Annotated in this window: 4 protein-coding genes; all 4 read left to right on the top strand. The window is 73.7% G+C overall.

All coding sequences use genetic code 11. The features are described from left to right. On the top strand, window positions 1–390 hold a 390-nt coding region (locus BZY54_RS46565), incomplete at its 5' end, for a DUF4129 domain-containing protein (RefSeq protein WP_143668359.1). After that, window positions 387–1,595, top strand: coding sequence for a DUF4350 domain-containing protein (locus tag BZY54_RS46570; protein ID WP_086731371.1), 1,209 nt, complete (start codon window positions 387–389; stop codon window positions 1,593–1,595). The genes BZY54_RS46565 and BZY54_RS46570, both read left to right, overlap by 4 nt. Next, entirely contained in the window at window positions 1,595–2,584 is a 990-nt protein-coding gene (locus tag BZY54_RS46575) for an AAA family ATPase (RefSeq protein ID WP_086731372.1), read from the top strand. Before BZY54_RS46570 ends, BZY54_RS46575 begins: the two co-directional genes overlap by 1 nt. Continuing rightward, window positions 2,584–3,894, top strand: a complete 1,311-nt coding sequence (locus BZY54_RS46580) for a DUF58 domain-containing protein (protein ID WP_086731373.1) — start codon at window positions 2,584–2,586, stop codon at window positions 3,892–3,894. The genes BZY54_RS46575 and BZY54_RS46580 overlap by 1 nt, the downstream gene beginning before the upstream one ends. Window positions 3,895–4,019 lie beyond the last annotated feature (125 nt).

Genomic DNA, 4,019 nt, shown 5'->3' on the forward strand with positions numbered 1-4,019 from the left:
GCCTTGTTCGACGACCGCCCCCGCAGCGCCGCCGAGCACCGCTCGGCCGCCGAGGCACACGCCGCCCAGGGCCACTGGAACCAGGCCGTCCAGGAACGCATGCGTGCCGTCGTCCGCTCCCTCGAGGAACGCGCCCTCCTCGACGTGCGCCCCGGCCGCACGGCCGACGAGGCCGCCGCCGAGGCCGGACGCACCCTGCCCGCGCACACCGACCGGCTGCGCGCCGCCGCGTGCGACTTCGACGACGTCACATACGGCGGACGCCGCGCGACCGAACAGTCGTACCACCGCATCGCCGACCTCGACCGCGACCTGCAACGCACCAAGCCCCAGCACACCGACAGCGACCTGAGCACGGCCCCCAGCACCCACCACGGGGCCGCCGGATGACCTCCCAGGCCACCACCACGGCGCCGCTCCCGTCCACCTCGGCCTCCCCCACCGCCCGCCAGGTGTGGACCCGCGGACGCGGCATCCTGCTCGCGCTCTTGCTCCTCCTCTCGGCGGCCGTCGCCCTGGCCATCCTCCGCTCCGGTGACCGGCACGGACATCTCGACCCGCGCTCCGCCGACCCCTACGGCAGCCGTGCGGTCGCCGCCCTCCTCGCCGACCACGGCGTGTCCACACGCGTGGTCACCACCCTCGACCAGGCACGCACCGCGGCCGGGCCCGACACCACCCTGCTCGTCGCCGTCCCCGACCTGCTGACCCAGAAGCAGCAGTCCCGGCTGCGCACGACGACCAGCGCCTCCGGCGGCCGCACCGTCCTCGTCGCTCCCGGCGACCCCTCCCTCGGCGGCCTCGCCCCCGGTGTCACCGCCGACCCCGCACCCGGCTTCGACACCACGCTCGCCCCCGACTGCTCCCTGGCCGCCGCCCGCCGCGCCGGCACCGCGGAGCTGGGCGACGGCCTCCGCTACACCACCACCGCCCGCGACGCCGACTCCTGCTACCCCAGCGACGGCCTGCCCACCCTGCTGCGCATCCCGGACACCGCCCAGGGCGGCGACACCGTCGTCCTCGGCGCGCCCGACATCCTCTACAACGACCGCCTCGACAAGCAGGGCAACGCCTCGCTCGCCCTACAGCTCCTCGGCTCCCGCCCCCATCTGGTCTGGTACCTCCCCTCACTGACCGACGACTCCACCCAGGACACCGGCGAGCACGACTTCTTCGACCTGCTGCCCTCCGGCTGGCTGTGGGGCACCCTGCAGCTCTTCATCGCCGCCGCCCTGGCCGCCCTGTGGCGAGCACGCCGATTCGGCCCCCTGGTGCCCGAAAGACTCCCCGTCGCGATCCGCGCCTCCGAAACCGCCGAAGGCCGCGCCCGCCTCTACCGCAAGGTCAACGCCCGCGACCGCGCCGCCGCCGCTCTTCGCTCCACCACGCGCATCCGCCTCGCCCCCCTGTTGGGCATCCCCGTCACCCAGGCGCACACGCCCGAGACCCTGCTCCCCGCCCTGGCCGGCCGTCTCGATGGCGACGGACAGGACCTGCACGACCTCCTCTTCGGCCCGCCGCCCGGCGACGACGCGGCCCTCGTCTCCCTCGCCGACCGACTCGACGCCCTCGAAAGAGAGGTACGCCGTCCATGATGGACCCGACCACTGACAACGCCGGGCACACCGGGGACGCGGCCGGCGCACGGTCCTCCCTGGAAGCCCTGCGCGCCGAGATCGCCAAGGCCGTGGTCGGCCAGGATCCCGCCGTGACCGGCCTCGTCGTCGCCCTGCTCTGCCGCGGCCACGTCCTGCTCGAAGGTGTCCCCGGAGTCGCCAAGACACTGCTGGTCCGCACCCTCGCCGCCGCACTCGAGCTCGACACCAAGCGCGTCCAGTTCACCCCCGACCTCATGCCCAGCGACGTCACCGGCTCCCTGGTCTACGACACCCGAACCGCCCAGTTCTCCTTCCAGCCCGGGCCGGTCTTCACCAACCTCCTCCTGGCCGACGAGATCAACCGCACCCCGCCGAAGACCCAGTCGTCGCTGCTGGAGGCCATGGAAGAGCGCCAGGTCACCGTCGACGGCGCCCCGCGCCCGCTGCCCGAGCCCTTCCTGGTCGTCGCCACCCAGAACCCGGTCGAGTACGAGGGCACCTACCCCCTCCCCGAGGCACAACTGGACCGCTTCCTCCTCAAACTGACCGTCCCCCTGCCCTCCCGCCAGGACGAGATCGACGTCCTCACCCGCCACGCAGCAGGCTTCGACCCACGCGACCTGCGCGCCGCGGGCGTACGCCCCGTCGCAGGCTCCGCCGACCTCGACGCGGCGCGCGCCGCGGTCGCCAAGACCACCGTGTCCCCCGAGATCGCCGCCTACGTCGTCGACATCTGCCGGGCCACCCGCGAATCGCCGTCGCTCACCCTGGGTGTCTCCCCGCGCGGGGCGACGGCCCTGCTGTCCACCTCCCGCGCCTGGGCCTGGCTCACCGGCCGCGACTACGTCATCCCCGACGACGTCAAGGCCCTCGCCCTGCCCACACTCCGCCACCGCGTGCAGCTGCGCCCGGAGGCCGAGATGGAAGGCGTGACCGCCGACTCGGTGATCAACGCGATCCTCACCCACGTCCCGGTCCCCCGCTGATGGCCCTCACCGGACGCGCCGCCCTCCTCGCGGCCCTCGGCTCCCTCCCCGTCGGCATCTGGGACTCCGGCTGGACGGGCATCCTCGCCGTCAACGGCCCCCTGGCCGTCGCCTGCGCCTGCGACTACGCCCTCGCCGCACCGGTACGCCGCCTGGGCCTGACCCGCCAGGGCGACACCTCCGTACGCCTGGGCGAGACCGCAGACGTCACCCTCACCGTCACCAACCCCTCCCGGCGCCCACTGCGTGCCCGGCTGCGCGACGCCTGGCCGCCCAGCAGCTGGCAGCCCGGCACGGAGAGCGTGGCTTCCCGGCACCAGCTGACGGTGCCCGCAGGCGAACGCCGCCGCGTCACGACCCGCCTACGCCCCGCCCGCCGCGGCGACCGCCACGCCGACCGCATCACCATCCGCTCCTACGGCCCACTCGGCCTGTTCTCTCGCCAGGGCACCCACAAGGTCCCTTGGACTGTGCGGGTCCTGCCCCCGTTCACCAGCCGCAAGCACCTTCCCTCGAAGCTCGCCCGGCTGCGGGAGCTCGACGGCCGCACCAGCGTGCTCACCCGCGGGGAGGGCACGGAATTCGACAGCCTGCGCGAGTACGTCCCCGGCGACGACACCCGTTCCATCGACTGGCGCGCCACGGCCCGACAGTCGACGGTCGCCGTACGCACCTGGCGCCCGGAACGCGACCGGCACATCCTGGTGGTCCTCGACACGGGTCGCACCTCAGCGGGCCGTGTGGACGACGCTCCGCGCCTGGACGCCGCCATGGACGCGGCCCTGCTCCTGGCCGCTCTCGCCTCCCGCGCCGGCGACCGCGTCGACCTGCTCGCCTACGACCGCCGGGTACGCGCCCTCGTCCAGGGCCGCACCGCGAGCCATCTCCTCCCCTCCCTGGTCAACGCCATGGCCACCCTGGAACCGGAACTGGTCGAGACGGACGCCCGGGGTCTTGCGGCGACATCCCTGCGGACGGCCCCGCGCAGCTCGTTGATCGTGCTGCTGACAAGCCTGGACGCGGCCCCCGTCGAGGAGGGACTGCTCCCGGTGCTCCCGCAGCTCACCCAGCGCCACACGGTCCTGGTCGCCTCTGTGGCGGATCCGCATGTCGCGCGGATGGCTTCGGCCCGGGGGAGTACGGAGGCGGTGTACGAGGCCGCGGCGGCGGCCCAGTCCCAGACCGAGCGGTACCGCACGGCGGAACAGCTCCGCCGTCAGGGCGTGACGGTCGTCGACGCGACACCGGACGATCTACCGCCGGCACTGGCGGACACATACCTGGCGCTCAAGGCGGCGGGCCGCCTGTAAGGGAGCAAGCGAACCCGGGGCGTAAGCCCCCTCGCCCCCTCGAAGCCCTCGAAAGTCCCCTGAACGCAGAAAACCCCCGTGCCGGTCGGCACGGGGGTTTTCTCAAGAATTGTTCGGCGGTGTCC

The organism is Streptomyces carpinensis (genome assembly GCF_002154505.1).
GTDB lineage: Bacteria > Actinomycetota > Actinomycetes > Streptomycetales > Streptomycetaceae > Streptomyces > Streptomyces carpinensis.